A 14,604-nucleotide genomic window follows, 5' to 3' on the forward strand; every position below is an offset into this window, starting at 1 on the left:
GCCTGCGCGCGGGGCGGGCTGCGGGTCAGCCGCCGCCGGCCGCGTCGCATGCCTGCCGCGCCGGGCTTGCGACGTAGCCGAACCGCGCGGGCACGTCAGCGCACGCGATGCTGCCCAGCGGCAGCGTGCGGCCGTCGCGCCAGCGCAGCACGGGTGGCGCGGCGTCGAAATCCGCGTGGTCGGCAAACAGCCCGAGGTCGTGATCGTGCAGCGCCGCGACCCGCGCCGGCGAGCCGGCCGCGCGGAACAGCACGCCGCCCGCGTCGTCGAGCCATCCTGCATCCGGCTCGAACGGCGCGCCGGTCTGGTCGGCGAGCGTGAGCGCCCCGTCGCGTTCGGCGAGCCGGACGACCCACGGCGTATAGGCAAGCTCGACGTACACGCGCTGCGGCCCGTTCTGGAAGAACCACCGGCCTTGCGCGTCGCATTCGTAGTTGCGGCCGATGAACGCGTTCAGCGCCGCATGCCGGATGGGCGAGCCGAGCTCGCCGGCCGCCTGCGCCGCGTCGTCGCGCAGCCGCCACTCGCCGCGCCGGTCGAGCAGCAGCCAGCCCGTGCAATGCGGCACGTTCGGCCACTTCGCGATTGCCTGCCTGACGATGTCATCCATGGTCGACGAATTTGGAGCAATAGCCGAACACCCGCGCCGACAGCCAGTCGAGACGGCCGGGGAACGGCCCGGTCATGAATCCCGCGTGGCCGCCGTCCGCCGGCTGGTCGAGCTCGACGGCCGGCGACACGTCGGCCGGCCCCGGCAGCGCCGATTCGGGCAGGAACGGGTCGTTGCGGGCGTTGAGAATCAGCGTCGGCACGTCGATCGCCGGCAGCAGCGGCCGCGTCGTCGCCTTGGTCCAGTAGTCGTCCGCGTTCGCGAAGCCGTGCAGCGGCGCGGTCACGACCTCGTCGAAGTCGCGCATCGTGACGGACTGCAGCATCGCCTCGCGGTCGAACAGCCCCGGGTACTGGTCGAGCTTCGCGAGCGCCTTGCGCTTGAGCGTCTTCAGGAAGCTGCGCGTGTAGACCATCGCGAACCCCTGCGACAGCGCGCGGCCGCCCGCGTGGACGTCGATCGGCGTCGAGATCGCGGCGGCGGCGCGCAGGATCGACGTGTCGCTGCGATGCTCGCCGAGCCAGCGCAGCAGCACGTTGCCGCCGAGCGACACGCCGGCCGCGACCAGCGGCCCGCGATGCTGCGCGGCGAGCCGGCGCAGGATCCAGTCGACTTCGGCGCTGTCGGCGAGATGGTAGAAGCGCGGCTGGCGGTTGATCTCGCCGCTGCAGCTGCGGAAGTGCGGCACGACGGCATGCCAGCCCTTCGCGCGCGCGGCGGCCATCATCGCGAGCGCGTAGTGCGAGCCGGAGCTGCCTTCGAGGCCGTGGAACAGCACGAACAGCGGCGCGTCGGGCGGCGGCGCCGCGCTGTCGAGATGGGCGACCCAGTCGAGATCGATGAAGTCGTGGTCGGGGGTTTCCCAGCGCTCTCGTCGGTAGGCGACGACCGGGCGTCGCGCGAACAGCGCGGGCACGATGGTTTGCGCATGACTGTTGGGCAGCCAGCGCGGTGCGCGATAGCGCAGTGTGTCGTCGTCGGGGGCCGGGGCCCCGGTCAGCGGCGAGGTGGGCGGAGAAGCCGTACTCATGATCGCCCCGCGTATGCGTTGTTGCGTCTTTTCGTCAGTGCAGCGGGCCCTGACCATGACGGATCTTGGCGGCGAACTGCCCGGCCGCCTGTTCGGGAATCGGGCTCGCGTGAATATGCGCGATGCGCCACTCGCCGCGTTCGTGAATCATCACGTACGTCGCGAAAACCATGTCGGGTTCGGCCGTCAGGTCGGCCTGCTGATGCGCCTCGGCGATCGTATAGACGACGGTGCCGAGGCTGTCGTACACGCGGATGTCGAGCGGCTCGATCGTCACGGGGCGCGTGGCGAGCCGGTTGGCGAGCCCGCTGCGAATCTGGTCGAGGCCGTGCAGATGCTCGCCGTCCGCCCATACGCAGCTGGCGAAATCCTCGTCGATCCACAATCCCAGCAGCGCGTCGAGATTGGCATCGGCGACGGCCTGGTAGTAGGCGTTCAGCGTATCGGCGGCGGCTTCGAAGAGGCGGGCAAAACGTGGCATCGGGGTTATCTCTCGCGCGCGTCGCGCGCCGTATTCAGCACGGCGGCCCGCATGGGGCCGCCGCACACCGGTGAATCGGATTGCCCGGCGCGTCGTGCGACGCTGCCGGCCAGGGTCAGCGCTGCCCGACGAGCATGCCGCGCAAATCGCCGAATACCTGCTCGGGACCGAGTTCGCGCAGGCACTTCAGGTGGCCGAGCGGGCACTCGCGTTCGAAGCAGGGACTGCATTCGAGATGCAGCCATTGTACCTTCGCCAGGTCCGACAGCGGAGGGGTGTGGCGCGGATCGGTCGATCCGTACAACGCGACGAGCGGCCGGCGCAGCGCGGCAGCCACGTGCATCAGCCCCGAATCGTTGGTGACGACCGCATTCGCGCGCGCGATCAGCGCGCACGCCTCGGACAGCGACGTCTGCCCGCACAGGTTGCGTACGTTCGGCGCATGGTCGGCGATCGCCTGCGCGGCGGCGGCGTCCTTCTGCGAGCCGAGCGCGACGATCTGCGTATATGGGAACGACTGGTGGACGATGTTGGCGAGCGACGCGAAATGCTCGGGCGGCCAGCGCTTGGCCGGGCCGTATTCGGCGCCCGGGCAGAACACGACGAGCGGCTTGCGCGTATCGAGATTGAAACGGGCGGACACGCGCGCCGTCTCGTTCAGGTCGGCGTCGAGGCGCGGCGCGGGCAGCGTCTTCATCGACTCGGGCAGCTTCGCGCCCGGCGCGTACGCGAGTGCCGCGTAGTGGGTCGTCATCGGCGGCCGCTCGCCCGACTTGTCGGGGTTCGCGTGGCGCACGTTCAACAGCCCGTAGCGGTGCTCGCCGGTGTAGCCGATCCGCAGCGGGATGTTCGCGAGCCACGGGACGACCGCGGACTTGAGCGAATTCGGCAGCACGTACGCCGCGTCGTAGCCGACGTCGCGCAGGTCGCTCGCGAGCTGCCAGCGGCGCAGCAGCTGCAGCTTGCCGTGCGCGAGGTCGGTCGCGTAGACATCGTGGATCTCGGGCATCCGCTCGAGCACGGGCGCGACCCACGAGGGTGCGACGGCATCGATCGCGATGCGGGGATGGAGCTTTTTCAGCAGCGCAAAAAGCGGCTGCGCCATCAATGCGTCACCGATCCAGTTCGGTGCGATAACCAGCGCTCGACGCATCAGGTCGACTTCCGATGTCTTGATGAAGCGCGGCGCTCGGGCGCCGCGTTCGGGTTGCCAGAATGGAGAACGGCGGCGCGCCGGAAATCCGGCTGCGCCGCCTTGCGGGTCGGCGGGCCCACGGGCCCGGACGCCGGGGCTCAGTGGCCCTTGACGACCTCGCCGTCGCGCAGCTTGTAGCGTGTGCCGCAGTACGGGCAGCGCGCCTCGCCGTGCGAAACGTCGATGAAGACGCGCGGGTGGGCGCTCCAGCGCGCCATGGCCGGGTTCGGGCAGTAGGCGGGAAGATCCTTGGCCGTCAGCTCGACCAGCGGCATTTCCTTGATTTCACTCATGAGACTTTCTCTTATCACTCTTTTGTGGGGCGGTCGGTGGCGCGGCGCGCTCAGACCTTCGTCAGCCAGTGCGCGTACTTCGCATTCTTGCCCGACACGATATCGAAAAACGCCGACTGGAGCTTTTCCGTGACGGGGCCGCGCGCGCCGCTGCCGATGGTGCGGTTGTCGAGCTCGCGGATCGGCGTGACTTCGGCGGCCGTGCCGGTGAAGAACGCTTCGTCGGCCGTGTAGACCTCGTCGCGCGTGATGCGCTTTTCGATGACCTCGATGCCGGCGTCCCGCGCGAGCGTGATGACGGTGTCGCGCGTGATGCCGTCGAGGCACGACGACAGGTCGGGCGTGTACAGCTTGCCGTTGTTCACCAGGAAGAAGTTCTCGCCGGAGCCTTCCGACACGTAGCCGTCGACGTCGAGCAGCAGCGCTTCGTCGTAGCCGTCGGCCGTCGCTTCCTGGTTCGCCAGGATCGAGTTCACGTACCAGCCCGACGCCTTCGCGCGCACCATCGACACGTTCACGTGGTGGCGCGTGAACGACGACGTCTTCACGCGGATGCCCTTCGCGAGGCCGTCCTCGCCGAGGTACGCGCCCCACGGCCATGCGGCGATCGCGACGTGGATCGTGTTGCCCTTCGCGGCCACGCCCAGCTTTTCCGAGCCGACCCAGATGATCGGGCGCAGGTAGCACGATTCGAGCTTGTTCTCGCGTACGACCTCGAGCTGCGCGGCTTCGAGCGTTTCGCGGTCGAACGGCACGTCCATCTGGAAGATCTTCGCCGAATTCAGCAGACGTTTCGTGTGCTCGTACAGGCGGAAGATCGCGGTGCTGCCGTCGGCCGACTTGTACGCGCGCACGCCCTCGAAGACGCCCATGCCGTAGTGCAGCGTGTGGGTCAGGACGTGGATCTTGGCGTCGCGCCAGTCGATCAGCTTGCCGTCCATCCAGATCTTGCCGTCGCGGTCGGCCATTGACATAGATTTCTCCTGGGATGCGGTTGTATGCAGCGTTGAGCCGGAAAGACGCTCATTTTAGCGTCATTTGGCGACGATCCGGTCGGACCGCGCGGGGGCGGCGCTATAATCGTCCGGTACCGATTCCAATAATGACGGGCCGCACCGGCAGGAGGCGCCGGCGTCCCGACGAACCGCCCGCCGCGGCCCGCCTGCCCATGCTCGCTCGATTGTCCGCCACCGACCGCTTCGCGCTGATCCAGGGCGCGCGCGACTATTCCCCGACGCTGATGGCGATTTTCTCGTGGGGGCTCGTCACGGGCATCGCGATGAGCAAGTCGGTGATGACGATCGGGCAGGCGAGCGCGATGTCGCTGCTCGTCTACGCGGGCTCGTCGCAGCTCGCGGTGCTGCCGCTCCTCGCGGCGAAGCTGCCGATCTGGACCGTGCTGCTCACGGCGGCGATGGTCAACACGCGGTTCGTGATCTTCAGCGCCGGGCTGGCGCCCCATTTTTCCTACCTGCCGCTGTGGCGGCGTCTCGCGATCGGCTATTTCAACGGCGACGTGATCTACCTGCTGTTCCAGAAACAGGGCTTCGCATACGGCCGCGTGCCGGGCAAGGAAGCGTATTTCTGGGGGATGGCGCTCGCGAGCTGGCTGTCGTGGCAGGTGTCGTCGCTCGCCGGCATCCTGCTCGCGAGCGTCTTTCCCGCGAGCTGGGGGCTGGAGCTGGCCGGCACGCTCGCGCTGATCCCGATCATGGTGTCGGCGGTGGCGAACCGCTCGACGCTCGCGGCCGTCGCGGTCGCGGGCGTCGTGTCGCTCGTCGCGTTCGACCTGCCGTACCGGCTCGCGCTGCCGCTCGCGGTGCTCGCCGCGCTTGCGGCGGGCTGCTCCACCGATTTCTTCGTCGAGCGGGCCGACTGGCGGCGCATCCGCACCGAAACCGTGCAAGAAAGGGAACGCGAATGAGCGCGACGGAAATCTGGATCGTCATCATCGGGATGACGGTCGTCACGGCCCTCACGCGCGCGCTGTTCCTGATCGGCGGCGAACGCACCGTGCTGCCCGAGCGCGCGCAGCGCGCCATGCGCTACGCGCCGGCCGCCGCCTTGGTCGCCGTCGTGCTGCCCGACGTGCTCGAAACGACGGCCGGGCTGTCGTTCGCGCTGTCCAACCATCCGTTTTACGCGGCGCTCGCCGGCCTCGGCTGGTTCCTGTGGCGGCGCAGCATGCTGGGCACGATCGTCGTCGGCATGCTCGTGTTCACCGTGCTGCGCCTCGTCTTCTGATGGGCCGCCGCTCACACCTGCCGGGCGCCGGCCGCCCGCACGCGTGCGGTGCCGCGTTGCGGCAATGTGTCCGTTGCCCCGCGCGATCCCAAATAGGCGGAATTCGCCGCTGCACGGGTCAGTCTGCCGGGCGGATCGGCTAGAATGCCCGTTCGAGATTTTTTACCCGTGCGCGTCATGCGAACCGCCAGCCACGGCCGCATCCGGCGCCCTTTTGCGGCAGCCCGCGCACGTCCAGCGTGAACCCCCTTTCCCCATCCACCACTTCAATCTGTTCAACATGAGCCAAGTCAAGCGTCTTACCGACCTGATCGCCGCCGGCCAGCTCGCCGGCAAGCGGGTATTCATCCGCGCCGACCTGAACGTCCCGCAGGACGACCAGGGCAACATCACCGAGGACACGCGCGTGCGCGCATCCGTGCCGGCCATCCAGGCGGCGCTCGACGCCGGCGCGGCCGTGATGGTCACGTCGCACCTCGGCCGCCCGACCGAAGGCGAATTCAAGCCGGAAGACTCGCTCGCGCCGGTCGCGCAGCGTCTCGCCGAGCTGCTCGGCCGCGACGTGCCGCTCGTCTCCAACTGGGTCGAGAACGGCGTGAACGTCGCGCCCGGCCAGGTCGTGCTGCTCGAGAATTGCCGCGTGAACAAGGGCGAGAAGAAGAATTCGGACGAACTCGCCCAGAAGATGGCGAAGCTCTGCGACGTGTACGTGAACGACGCGTTCGGCACCGCGCACCGCGCGGAAGCGACCACGCACGGCATCGCGAAGTACGCGCCGGTCGCGTGCGCGGGCCCGCTGCTGGCCGCCGAACTCGACGCGCTCGGCAAGGCGCTCGGCAACCCGGCCCGCCCGCTGGTGGCGATCGTCGCCGGCTCGAAGGTGTCGACCAAGCTGACCATCCTGAAGTCGCTGGCCGGCAAGGTCGACCAGCTGATCGTCGGCGGCGGCATCGCGAACACGTTCATGCTCGCGGCCGGCCTGTCGATCGGCAAGTCGCTGGCGGAAGCCGACCTCGTCAACGAGGCGAAGGCGATCATCGACGAAGCGCGCGAGCGCGGCGCGTCGGTGCCGATCCCGACCGACGTCGTCACCGCGAAGGAATTCTCGCCGACGGCCGCGGCCACGGTGAAGGCAGTCGCCGACATCGAGGCGGACGACATGATCCTCGACATCGGCCCCGATACGGCCAAGGCGCTCGCGAGCCAGCTCGAGAAGGCCGGCACGATCGTGTGGAACGGCCCGGTCGGCGTGTTCGAGTTCGACCAGTTCGGCAACGGCACCAAGACGCTCGCCGAAGCGATCGCCAAATCGTCTGCGTTCTCGATCGCGGGCGGCGGCGACACGCTCGCGGCCATCGCGAAGTACGGCATCCACGACCAGGTCAGCTACATCTCGACGGGCGGCGGCGCCTTCCTCGAGTTCCTCGAGGGGAAGAAGCTGCCGGCGGTGGAAGTGCTGGAAACGCGGGCGGCCTGAGCGTGGCGGCGCGCGCAGGGGTGACGAAGGCCGCGCGCTCCGCGAAAGCGGAGCCGGCGGCCGGCGCGGGCAAGCGCAAACGCGCGCCCGCGCGGGCGAACTCCACCTCGCGCGCACCGGCGGCCGCCGGCGACGCGGTCGGGCAGCACCACGAGATTCAGAACAAAGCGATGCCGGGCGCAAGCACCGGCACGCCCCCCGGAACGGCCGCCGCTGGGCCCGCCGCTTCCGGCTCTCGCAGCGTTTCACCCAGCGCATCCACCTTGATCCAGATGAGGAGTTTCATGCAGCGCGCCACCAAGATAGTCGCCACGATCGGCCCGGCTTCCAGTTCGCCGGAGATTCTGCTGCAGATGATGCAGGCGGGCCTCGACGTCGTGCGGCTCAATTTTTCGCACGGCACGGCCGACGATCACCGCCAGCGCGCCGAAATGGTGCGCGAGGCCGCCCGCAGGGTCGGCCGCGAGATCGCGATCATGGCCGACCTCCAGGGCCCGAAGATCCGCGTCGGCAAGTTCGAGAACGGCAAGACGACGCTGACGCCGGGCCAGCCGTTCATCCTCGACGCCGGTTGCGAGCTCGGCAACGACGAGCGCGTCGGCCTCGACTACAAGGAACTGCCGCGCGACCTGAAGCCGGGCGATCTGCTGCTGCTGAACGACGGCCTGATCGTGCTGACCGTCGAGCGCGTGCTCGGCGACGAGATCCACACGACCGTCAAGGTGGGCGGCGAACTGTCGAACAACAAGGGGATCAACCGCCAGGGCGGCGGCCTGTCGGCGCCCGCGCTGACCGCGAAGGACATGGAAGACATCCGCACCGCGATGTCTCTCGGCGCGGACCTCGTCGCGGTGTCGTTCCCGAAGAACGCGACCGACATGGAAATGGCGCGCCAGCTGGCGAACATCGCGGGCGCGCCTTACGGCATCAAGCCGAAGATGATCGCGAAGATCGAGCGCGCGGAGGCGATCCCGGCACTGCAGAGCATCCTCGACGCATCCGACGGCATCATGGTCGCGCGCGGCGACCTCGCGGTGGAAGTGGGCAACGCCGCCGTGCCGGCGCTGCAGAAGCGGATGATCCGGATGGCGCGCGAGTCGAACAAGCTCGTGATCACCGCGACGCAAATGATGGAATCGATGATCCACGCGCCCGTGCCGACCCGCGCGGAAGTGTCGGACGTCGCGAACGCGGTGCTCGACGGCACCGACGCGGTGATGCTGTCGGCCGAGACGGCCGCCGGCAAGTATCCGGTCGTCACGATCGAGACGATGGCGGCCGTCTGCGTCGAGGCGGAAAAGTCCGAGCAGGTCGAGCTGGACAAGGATTTCCTCGATCGCACGTTCACGCGGATCGACCAGTCGATCGCGATGGGCGCGCTGTTCACCGCGTACCACCTGGGCGCGAAGGCGATCATCGCGCTGACCGAATCGGGCGCGACCGCGCTGTGGATGTCGCGCCACTACACGCACGTGCCGATCTTCGCGCTGACGCCGCGCGTCGGCAGTGAGCGCACGATGGCGCTGTACCGCAACGTGACGCCGCTGCACGTCGACTTCAACAGCGATCGCGACTCCGCGCTGCAGGCGGCGCTCGAGATCGTCGTCAAGCAGGGTTACGTGCAGCACGGCGACATGGTGGTGCTGACCGTCGGCGAGCCGATGGGGCAGGCGGGCGGCACCAATACGCTGAAGATCGTGCGGGTCGGCGAACACTATTGAGCGCCGGCCGGCCAGCGGGCCGGCTGCCCGGATAGTCCGGTTTCGATCGGGCACCGTTTTTCAGACGAAAGCCGCGCGGGGCCTGGCGCCCCGCGCGGCTTTTTTTTCTGTTTTTTGCCCGGATTGTGCCGTGCGAACGTAACAAATTGCGAGCAGGTGCCACGGGGCGGTCGGAATCGGAGGCGCTTCGCGATAAAATGCGGCTATTCGACGCTCAGCCGCGCCGCGCCACCCCGGGTTCGACCGGGAGCGAGCGCCGCGCCGGCGTCAAGGCGCACCGGTTTTCATTCCAAGGAGTTCCACAATGCCTCTCGTATCAATGCGTCAATTGCTGGACCACGCGGCAGAGCACGGTTACGGCCTGCCGGCCTTCAACGTGAACAACCTGGAGCAGGTCCAGGCAATCATGGCGGCGGCGGACCAGGTCGGCGCGCCCGTGATCATGCAGGCATCGGCCGGCGCGCGTAAGTATGCGGGCGAGCCGTTCCTGCGCCACCTGATCGAAGCGGCAGTCGAGTCGTACCCGCACATCCCGGTCGTGATGCACCAGGATCACGGCCAGTCGCCGGCGGTCTGCATGGCCGCGATCCGCAGCGGTTTCACCAGCGTGATGATGGACGGCTCGCTCGAGGCCGACGGCAAGACGGTCGCGTCGTACGAATACAACGTCGACGTGTCGCGCAAGGTCGTCGAGATGGCGCACTCGATCGGCGTGACGGTCGAAGCCGAACTCGGCGTGCTCGGCTCGCTCGAGACGATGAAGGGCGACAAGGAAGACGGCCACGGCGCGGAAGGCACGATGACCCGCGAGCAGCTGCTGACCGATCCGGAGCAGGCGGCCGACTTCGTGAAGCTCACGCAGTGCGATGCGCTCGCGATCGCGATCGGCACGTCGCACGGCGCGTACAAGTTCTCGAAGAAGCCGACGGGCGACATCCTGTCGATCGAGCGCATCAAGGAAATCCACGCGCGCATCCCGAACACGCACCTCGTGATGCACGGTTCGTCGTCGGTGCCGCAGGAACTGCTGGCCGAGATCCGCGAATTCGGCGGCGACATGAAGGAAACCTACGGCGTGCCGGTCGAGGAAATCCAGGAAGGCATCAAGCACGGCGTGCGCAAGATCAACATCGACACCGACCTGCGTCTCGCGATCACCGGCGCGATCCGCCGCTACCTGTTCGAGAACCCGGGCAAGTTCGACCCGCGCGACTACCTGAAGCCGGCGCGCGAAGCGGCGAAGCAGGTGTGCGTCGACCGCTACCTCGCGTTCGGCTGCGAAGGCCAGGCCGGCAAGATCAAGCCGGTGTCGCTCGACAAGATCGCCGAGCAGTACAAGTCCGGCGCGCTCGCGCAGGTCGTGCGTTGAGACTGTAGTACGATTGCCCCGCCGAAAGGCCGGGGCTGGCTGCCCGGCTGCCGGATCCGATCCGGCCCCGACAGCCGTTCCGTCCGGCCGAACGAGGGCCGGCCGGCAACCGCCCGGACGCCGTCGCCCGGCCGGTTCGCCGACGTATTGCAAGGCCGCCGTTCCCGCCTGCCGCGGGGAACGGCGTTTCCCTTTTTGTTTGGCTCCTTATCTGCGAAAAGACGATGTCTACCCTCTACGAATCCACGCTCCGCTCGCTGCCGCTCCTCGGTCGCGGCAAGGTCCGCGACAACTACGCGGTCGGCAACGACAAGCTCCTGATCGTCACGACCGACCGCCTGTCGGCATTCGACGTGGTGATGGGCGAGCCGATTCCGAACAAGGGCCGCGTGCTGAACCAGATGGCGAACTTCTGGTTCGACAAGCTCGCGCACATCGTGCCGAACCACCTGACGGGCGATGCGCCGGAAGCCGTCGTCGCGGCCGACGAGGTCGAGCAGGTGAAGGGCCGCGGCGTGGTCGTCAAGCGCCTCGAGCCGATCATGATCGAAGCGGTCGTGCGTGGTTATCTGGCCGGCAGCGGCTGGAAGGAATACCAGGCAAGCGGCGCCGTGTGCGGCGTCAAGCTGCCGGAAGGCCTGCAGAACGCGCAGAAGCTGCCCGAGCCGATCTTCACGCCGGCGGCGAAGGCCGAGATGGGCGAGCACGACGAGAACATCACGTTCGAGGAAACCGAGCGCCGCATCGGCACCGAGCTGGCCGCGACGATCCGCGACATCTCGATCCGGCTCTACAAGGAAGCGGCCGATTACGCGGCGACGCGCGGCATCATCATCGCCGATACGAAGTTCGAATTCGGCCTCGACAACCACGGCAAGCTGTACCTGATGGACGAAGTGCTGACGGCCGACTCGTCGCGCTTCTGGCCGGCCGACCAGTACCAGGTCGGCACGAACCCGCCGTCGTTCGACAAGCAGTTCGTGCGCGACTGGCTCGAGGCGCAGCCGTGGGGCAAGACGGCGCCGGCGCCGGCGCTGCCGGCCGACGTCGTCGAGAAGACGGCCGCCAAGTATCAGGAAGCGCTCGAACGCATCACGGGCCAGTCGCTCGCGTGATCGAGCGTGGCAGGAGGCTGGAGCAGGCGCTGATGGGCCCGCTTCGGTCGACTGCCTTGCAGGGGATCGGAGCAAGCGCTGAAGGGCCAGCTTCGGTCGACCGCTTTGCATGGGACCGGAGTAAGCGCTAAAGCGCTAACTCGGGTCGACCGCTTTGCATGGGACCGGAGTAAGCGCTAAAGCGCTAACTCCGGTCGACAGGGAATCCACGAAATGAGTGAAGTTCAGACTGCCCACACGCACAGCGCGCCGCTTATCGGCGTGCTGATGGGGTCGAGTTCCGACTGGGACGTGATGAAGCACGCGGTCGCCATCCTGCAGGAATTCGGCGTGCCGTACGAAGCGAAGGTCGTGTCCGCGCACCGGATGCCCGACGAAATGTTCGACTATGCGGAGAAAGCGCGCGAGCGCGGGCTGCGCGCGATCATCGCGGGCGCCGGCGGCGCCGCGCACCTGCCCGGCATGCTGGCCGCGAAAACCACCGTGCCGGTGCTCGGCGTGCCGGTCGCGAGCAAGTATCTGAAGGGAGTCGATTCGCTGCACTCGATCGTGCAGATGCCGAAGGGCGTGCCCGTCGCGACGTTCGCGATCGGCGAGGCCGGCGCCGCGAATGCCGCACTGTTCGCGGTGTCGATCCTGTCGGGCACGTCGGTCGATTACGCGAACCGGCTCGCCGCGTTCCGCGTGCGCCAGAACGAAGCCGCGCACGCGATGGTCCTGCCGCCGCTGGAATGACGGCGCACCGGCGGCCGCGCGGCGCGGCTGCCTGATCTTCCCCACTGCGGCGGGCAGCGCCCGCCGCGACCGACCACTGACATGACCGCAACTCCTGATTTCGTTTCCCCGATCCTGCCCGGCGCGTGGCTGGGCATGGTCGGCGGTGGCCAGCTCGGCCGCATGTTCTGCTTTGCCGCCCAGTCGATGGGCTATCGCGTCGCTGTGCTCGATCCCGATCCGACGAGCCCCGCCGGCGCGGTCGCCGACCGCCACCTGCGCGCGGCCTACGACGACGAAGCCGCGCTCGCCGAACTCGCCGACCTGTGCGACGCGGTGTCGACGGAATTCGAGAACGTGCCGGCCGCGAGCCTCGATTTCCTCGCGCGCACGACGTTCGTCGCGCCGGCCGGCCGCTGCGTCGCGGTCGCGCAGGACCGGATCGCGGAGAAGCGCTTCATCGAGGCGTCGGGCGTGCCCGTCGCGCCGCACGTCGTGATCGAATCGTCGGCGGCGCTCGCCGCGCTCGACGATGCCGCGCTCGACGCGGTGCTGCCGGGCATCCTGAAGACGGCGCGCCTCGGCTACGACGGCAAGGGCCAGGTGCGCGTGAGCACCGCCCGGGAAGCGCGCGACGCGCATGCGGCGCTGAACGGCGTACCGTGCGTGCTCGAGAAGCGCCTGCCGCTGAAATACGAAGTGTCGGCCCTGATCGCGCGCGGCGCGGATGGCCGCTCCGCCGCGTTCCCGCTCGCCCAGAACGTGCACCACAACGGTATCCTCGCGCTGACGGTCGTGCCGGCGCCGGCCGCCGATGCCGCGCGCGTCGAAGAGGCGCAGCAGGCGGCCGTGCGGATCGCCGATACGCTCGGCTACGTCGGCGTGCTGTGCGTCGAATTCTTCGTGCTGGAAGACGGTTCGTTCGTCGCGAACGAGATGGCGCCGCGCCCGCACAACTCCGGCCACTACACGGTCGATGCGTGCGCAACGAGCCAGTTCGAGCAGCAGGTGCGCGCGATGACGCGCATGCCGCTCGGCAACCCGCGCCAGCATTCGCCGGCCGCGATGCTGAACATCCTCGGCGACGTGTGGTTCCCGGACGGTGCGGCGGCCGAAGCCGTCACGCCGCCGTGGGACACGGTCGCGGCGATGCCCACCGCGCACCTGCACCTGTACGGCAAGGAAGAGGCGCGCGTCGGCCGCAAGATGGGCCACGTGAACTTCACGGCACCGACGCGCGACGAAGCCGTTGCCGCGGCCACCGCGTGCGCGCAGTTGCTGCGCGTGCCGCTCGACTGAGGCGCCGGCCGATGTCCATCGATCTCCCGACCTCCGTGACGCCCGCGCAGATCGACGCGGCCGCCGCGCTGCTCGACGCGGGCCAGCTCGTCGCGTTCCCGACCGAAACCGTCTACGGGCTCGGCGGCGACGCGGCGAATCCCGAGGCCGTCGCGCGGATCTACGCGGCGAAGGGGCGGCCCGCGAATCATCCGGTGATCGTGCACCTTCCGCCGGGCGGCGACCCGGGCTATTGGGCCGACGACCTGCCGGCCGACGCACAGGCGCTGATCGATGCATTCTGGCCGGGGCCGCTGACGCTGATCCTGAAGCGTCACGCGCGCATCCCGGACGCCGTGAGCGGCGGCCAGGATTCGGTGGGGCTGCGCTGCCCGTCGCATCCGGTTGCGCAGGCGCTGCTGGCCGCGTTCAGCGCGCGGCGCGGCGGGCACGGCGGCGTGGCCGCACCGTCGGCGAACCGGTTCGGCCATGTGAGCCCGACGACCGCGCAGCACGTGCGCGACGAATTCGGCGACACCGTGCACGTGCTCGACGGCGGCGCTTCGGAAGTCGGCATCGAGTCGACGATTCTCGACCTGTCGCGCGGCTTCCCGGCGCTGCTGCGCCCGGGCCACGTGACGCCGCAGCAGATCGCCGACGTGCTCGGCCGCGCGCCGCGGCTGCCGGACGGCAGCGACGCGACCGCGCCGCGTGCATCGGGCACGCTGAAGGCGCATTACGCGCCGCGCACGCCGCTCGCGCTGCTGCCGTTCGATACGCTCGAGCCGCTGCTCGCGGCCGCCCAGACCGACGGCGAGCGTGTCGCGCTGGTCGCGCGCGCGTCGCGTGCGGGACGCTGGGCGCAGGCCGACGGCGTGCATTTCGTCGCGGCGCCGGAAGATCCGCAGGCCTACGCGCGCGACCTGTACGGAATGCTGCGCGCGCTCGACCGCGCGCAGGTCGCACGGATTCTCGTCGAGAAGCTGCCGGAAACCGTCGAATGGATCGCGGTCAACGATCGCCTGGGCCGCGCGGCGGCCGCGTTCGAAGCGCACGACTGACGCAGTCCGGCGCACC

At 68.9% G+C, this 14,604-nt stretch carries 16 protein-coding genes; 9 read left to right on the forward strand and 7 right to left on the reverse strand.

The genetic code is table 11. The features are described 5' to 3' along the window. Positions 1-25 precede the first annotated feature (25 nt). The 6 genes from GQ56_RS0132220 to GQ56_RS0132245 form a co-directional block, all read right to left on the reverse strand. On the reverse strand, positions 26-610 hold the full coding sequence (locus GQ56_RS0132220) for a DUF2946 family protein (protein ID WP_031402574.1): 585 nt from the start codon (positions 608-610) through the stop codon (positions 26-28). Continuing rightward, on the reverse strand, positions 603-1,640 hold the full coding sequence (locus tag GQ56_RS0132225; RefSeq protein WP_031402575.1) for a hydrolase: 1,038 nt from the start codon (positions 1,638-1,640) through the stop codon (positions 603-605). The genes GQ56_RS0132220 and GQ56_RS0132225 overlap by 8 nt, the downstream gene beginning before the upstream one ends. A 34-nt stretch (positions 1,641-1,674) precedes the next feature. Beyond that, a complete protein-coding gene (locus GQ56_RS0132230; protein ID WP_006749968.1) occupies positions 1,675-2,121 on the reverse strand; it encodes a nuclear transport factor 2 family protein in 447 nt (148 codons plus the stop codon). Positions 2,122-2,236: 115 nt separating this feature from the next. Next, the gene (waaF, locus tag GQ56_RS0132235; RefSeq protein ID WP_031402576.1) at positions 2,237-3,274 is read right to left on the reverse strand and encodes a lipopolysaccharide heptosyltransferase II; all 1,038 of its coding nucleotides are present in this window, start codon (positions 3,272-3,274) and stop codon (positions 2,237-2,239) included. A 140-nt stretch (positions 3,275-3,414) separates the two neighbouring features. Next, on the reverse strand, positions 3,415-3,609 hold the full coding sequence (locus GQ56_RS0132240; protein WP_006749970.1) for a zinc-finger domain-containing protein: 195 nt from the start codon (positions 3,607-3,609) through the stop codon (positions 3,415-3,417). A gap of 50 nt (positions 3,610-3,659) precedes the next feature. Next, on the reverse strand, positions 3,660-4,583 hold the full coding sequence (locus tag GQ56_RS0132245; RefSeq protein WP_031402577.1) for a branched-chain amino acid transaminase: 924 nt from the start codon (positions 4,581-4,583) through the stop codon (positions 3,660-3,662). A gap of 194 nt (positions 4,584-4,777) precedes the next feature. On the opposite strand from GQ56_RS0132245, the gene GQ56_RS0132250 reads away from it, so the two are divergent. The 3 genes from GQ56_RS0132250 (at position 4,778) to GQ56_RS0132260 (ending at position 7,330) form a co-directional block, all read left to right on the forward strand. After that, positions 4,778-5,533, forward strand: a complete 756-nt coding sequence (locus GQ56_RS0132250) for an AzlC family ABC transporter permease (RefSeq protein WP_031402578.1) — start codon at positions 4,778-4,780, stop codon at positions 5,531-5,533. Beyond that, the gene (locus tag GQ56_RS0132255) at positions 5,530-5,853 is read left to right on the forward strand and encodes an AzlD domain-containing protein (RefSeq protein ID WP_031402579.1); all 324 of its coding nucleotides are present in this window, start codon (positions 5,530-5,532) and stop codon (positions 5,851-5,853) included. The genes GQ56_RS0132250 and GQ56_RS0132255 overlap by 4 nt, the downstream gene beginning before the upstream one ends. 280 nt (positions 5,854-6,133) lie before the next feature. After that, positions 6,134-7,330 carry a phosphoglycerate kinase gene (locus tag GQ56_RS0132260; RefSeq protein WP_031402580.1) on the forward strand — a complete coding sequence of 399 codons (1,197 nt, stop codon included), beginning with the start codon at positions 6,134-6,136 and terminating at the stop codon, positions 7,328-7,330. 157 nt (positions 7,331-7,487) lie between these two features. Here the strand turns inward: GQ56_RS0132260 and GQ56_RS46955 are convergent, their stop codons facing one another. After that, positions 7,488-7,616, reverse strand: a complete 129-nt coding sequence (locus GQ56_RS46955) for a hypothetical protein (RefSeq protein ID WP_021164118.1) — start codon at positions 7,614-7,616, stop codon at positions 7,488-7,490. On the opposite strand from GQ56_RS46955, the gene pyk reads away from it, so the two are divergent. The 6 genes from pyk to GQ56_RS0132295 all read left to right on the forward strand — a co-directional run bounded on the left by pyk (position 7,615) and on the right by GQ56_RS0132295 (position 14,588). Continuing rightward, positions 7,615-9,051 (forward strand): pyruvate kinase, encoded by a 1,437-nt coding sequence (gene pyk / locus GQ56_RS0132270; RefSeq protein WP_031402581.1) that lies wholly within the window; start codon positions 7,615-7,617, stop codon positions 9,049-9,051. The two genes, GQ56_RS46955 and pyk, sit on opposite strands and share 2 nt — an antisense overlap. Positions 9,052-9,355: 304 nt before the next feature. After that, positions 9,356-10,420: a class II fructose-bisphosphate aldolase gene (fba, locus tag GQ56_RS0132275; protein ID WP_031402582.1), complete on the forward strand. Its 1,065-nt coding sequence runs from the start codon at positions 9,356-9,358 to the stop codon at positions 10,418-10,420. A 224-nt stretch (positions 10,421-10,644) separates the two neighbouring features. Next, a complete protein-coding gene (locus GQ56_RS0132280; RefSeq protein WP_031402583.1) occupies positions 10,645-11,535 on the forward strand; it encodes a phosphoribosylaminoimidazolesuccinocarboxamide synthase in 891 nt (296 codons plus the stop codon). A gap of 213 nt (positions 11,536-11,748) precedes the next feature. After that, positions 11,749-12,270 carry a 5-(carboxyamino)imidazole ribonucleotide mutase gene (purE, locus tag GQ56_RS0132285; RefSeq protein WP_031402584.1) on the forward strand — a complete coding sequence of 174 codons (522 nt, stop codon included), beginning with the start codon at positions 11,749-11,751 and terminating at the stop codon, positions 12,268-12,270. 81 nt (positions 12,271-12,351) lie between these two features. Further along, entirely contained in the window at positions 12,352-13,548 is a 1,197-nt protein-coding gene (locus tag GQ56_RS0132290) for a 5-(carboxyamino)imidazole ribonucleotide synthase (RefSeq protein WP_031402585.1), read from the forward strand. An 11-nt stretch (positions 13,549-13,559) separates the two neighbouring features. Next, positions 13,560-14,588, forward strand: coding sequence for an L-threonylcarbamoyladenylate synthase (locus tag GQ56_RS0132295; protein ID WP_031402586.1), 1,029 nt, complete (start codon positions 13,560-13,562; stop codon positions 14,586-14,588). Positions 14,589-14,604: the final 16 nt, after the last annotated feature.

It is taken from the genome of Burkholderia paludis, assembly GCF_000732615.1.
In the GTDB taxonomy this organism is placed as follows: domain Bacteria; phylum Pseudomonadota; class Gammaproteobacteria; order Burkholderiales; family Burkholderiaceae; genus Burkholderia; species Burkholderia paludis.

Coding starts and splice junctions, on each gene's coding strand:
- GQ56_RS0132220 (WP_031402574.1), bottom strand. CDS start 610: ATGGATGACATCGTCAGGCAGGCAATCGCGAAGTGGCCGAACGTGCCG.
- GQ56_RS46955 (WP_021164118.1), bottom strand. CDS start 7,616: ATGAAACTCCTCATCTGGATCAAGGTGGATGCGCTGGGTGAAACGCTG.
- GQ56_RS0132290 (WP_031402585.1), top strand. CDS start 12,352: ATGACCGCAACTCCTGATTTCGTTTCCCCGATCCTGCCCGGCGCGTGG.
- GQ56_RS0132230 (WP_006749968.1), bottom strand. CDS start 2,121: ATGCCACGTTTTGCCCGCCTCTTCGAAGCCGCCGCCGATACGCTGAAC.
- GQ56_RS0132260 (WP_031402580.1), top strand. CDS start 6,134: ATGAGCCAAGTCAAGCGTCTTACCGACCTGATCGCCGCCGGCCAGCTC.
- GQ56_RS0132240 (WP_006749970.1), bottom strand. CDS start 3,609: ATGAGTGAAATCAAGGAAATGCCGCTGGTCGAGCTGACGGCCAAGGAT.
- waaF (WP_031402576.1), bottom strand. CDS start 3,274: ATGCGTCGAGCGCTGGTTATCGCACCGAACTGGATCGGTGACGCATTG.
- purE (WP_031402584.1), top strand. CDS start 11,749: ATGAGTGAAGTTCAGACTGCCCACACGCACAGCGCGCCGCTTATCGGC.
- GQ56_RS0132295 (WP_031402586.1), top strand. CDS start 13,560: ATGTCCATCGATCTCCCGACCTCCGTGACGCCCGCGCAGATCGACGCG.
- GQ56_RS0132250 (WP_031402578.1), top strand. CDS start 4,778: ATGCTCGCTCGATTGTCCGCCACCGACCGCTTCGCGCTGATCCAGGGC.
- GQ56_RS0132245 (WP_031402577.1), bottom strand. CDS start 4,583: ATGTCAATGGCCGACCGCGACGGCAAGATCTGGATGGACGGCAAGCTG.
- GQ56_RS0132255 (WP_031402579.1), top strand. CDS start 5,530: ATGAGCGCGACGGAAATCTGGATCGTCATCATCGGGATGACGGTCGTC.
- pyk (WP_031402581.1), top strand. CDS start 7,615: ATGCAGCGCGCCACCAAGATAGTCGCCACGATCGGCCCGGCTTCCAGT.
- GQ56_RS0132225 (WP_031402575.1), bottom strand. CDS start 1,640: ATGAGTACGGCTTCTCCGCCCACCTCGCCGCTGACCGGGGCCCCGGCC.
- fba (WP_031402582.1), top strand. CDS start 9,356: ATGCCTCTCGTATCAATGCGTCAATTGCTGGACCACGCGGCAGAGCAC.
- GQ56_RS0132280 (WP_031402583.1), top strand. CDS start 10,645: ATGTCTACCCTCTACGAATCCACGCTCCGCTCGCTGCCGCTCCTCGGT.